General features: G+C 40.7%; 2 protein-coding genes. Both read left to right on the top strand.

Annotated features, from left to right (window positions below; all coding sequences use genetic code 11):
• A partial coding sequence (locus tag BLW49_RS28435) for an LLM class flavin-dependent oxidoreductase (RefSeq protein WP_090728288.1) occupies positions 1-822 on the top strand: 822 nt, incomplete at its 5' end.
• 19 nt (positions 823-841) lie between these two features.
• Positions 842-1,408 carry an NADPH-dependent FMN reductase gene (locus tag BLW49_RS28430; RefSeq protein WP_090728286.1) on the top strand — a complete coding sequence of 189 codons (567 nt, stop codon included), beginning with the start codon at positions 842-844 and terminating at the stop codon, positions 1,406-1,408.
• The last annotated feature ends 35 nt before the right edge of the window (positions 1,409-1,443 follow it).

Genomic DNA, 1,443 nt, shown 5'->3' with positions numbered 1-1,443 from the left:
CAGGCTACAACTACAATGAAAATAGGCAGCTCATCTACAATAATAAGCACCTCTGATCCAGTCAGGGTGTACGAAGATTTTGCAACGATTGATCTTATATCCAATGGCCGGGCTGAGATCATTGCAGGTCGTGCTTCTCGAGTAGGGTTATATCAGTTATTAGGATATGATCTCAACGATTATGAGGAGTTATTCGAAGAAAAGTTTGATTTGTTATTGAAGATAAACGAGAATGAAGTGCTGAATTGGAAAGGCGAATATCGTGCTCCTCTTAACCAAGCAAGAATTCTCCCGCGACCTGAAGAAGGCTATCTACCTATATGGAGAGCCGTAGGGGGAACCCCTGCCAGTGCAATTAAAGCAGGTGTTGCAGGAGTTCCTATGTTTTTGGCTCATCTCGGAGGACCAGCCGTGTTATTTAAAAGATCAATCGATGCTTACCGAGAAGCTGCACGTCAAAATGGACATGATCCGTCGAAATTACCTGTAGCAACCGCCGGATTCTTTTATGTAGATGAAACGACACAAAAGGCCCAAAGAGCCTATTATCCTTATATTAATGAGGGAATGAAATTAACCAATGGACGTGGGTTTCCAAAACAGGCATTTGCACAAGGAGCTGACTCCCGTGATGTTATGAATATTGGCAGCCCACAAGAAATCATTGAGAAGATCCTATACCAGCACGAACTCTTTGGGCATCAGAGATATATTGCGCAAATGGATTTTGGTGGAGTTCCTTTTAAGAACTTAATGAAGAACATCGATATCATTGGCAATGAAATTTTACCAGCGATAAAGAAGCATACAGCTAAAAAATAAGACATTGGAGGTCAAAAGTATGAAAGTTGTTGTATTGTCCGGTTCGAAGATCGGCTCCAAAACCAGAATTGCCATGAATTACACCGTAAACTCGATTCACAAGAAGTATCCGAATGCTGATGTTACATTATTAGATCTGGCTCTCTTTGATGTTCAATTCAGTGATGGACGGAATTATATGGAGTATGAAGGAGACACGAAATTCGTCATTCAAACCGTTATGGAGGCAGATGTGATTGTGATTGGAACTCCTATTTTCCAAGCCTCCATTCCAGCGACACTGAAAAATATATTTGATTTGGCACCTGAAAAAGCCTTCCAAGGGAAGGTAATAAGCATGATCATTACGGCAGGCTCTCAGCGACACTTTCTCGTTGCAGAACAACAATTAAAGCCCATTTTGACTTTCATGAAAGCTCAAATGGTATCAACCTATGTTTTTATTGAAGAAAAGGATTTCCTTCGCAAAGAGATCGTGAATGATGATGTCTTATTTCGTATAGACCGCTTAGTGGAAGATACCTTCGTATTAGCGGAGACTTACACTAAGATCCTAGAGGCTGAAGAAGCGAAATATGGATTTTAAAGGAGCCAATGATGATGACTAATAAGGAGATTACG

Origin of the sequence: Paenibacillus sp. PDC88, assembly GCF_900106725.1 — a bacterium.
Classification (GTDB): Bacteria; Bacillota; Bacilli; order Paenibacillales; family Paenibacillaceae; genus Paenibacillus; species Paenibacillus shunpengii.
Note: the sequence above shows the minus strand (reverse complement) of the source record. Positions and strands in the feature narration are given on the sequence as shown.

Bases quoted from the DNA above. Each gene is read 5' to 3' on its own strand.
- BLW49_RS28430 (WP_090728286.1), top strand. From the start codon at position 842: ATGAAAGTTGTTGTATTGTCCGGTTCGAAGATCGGCTCCAAAACCAGA.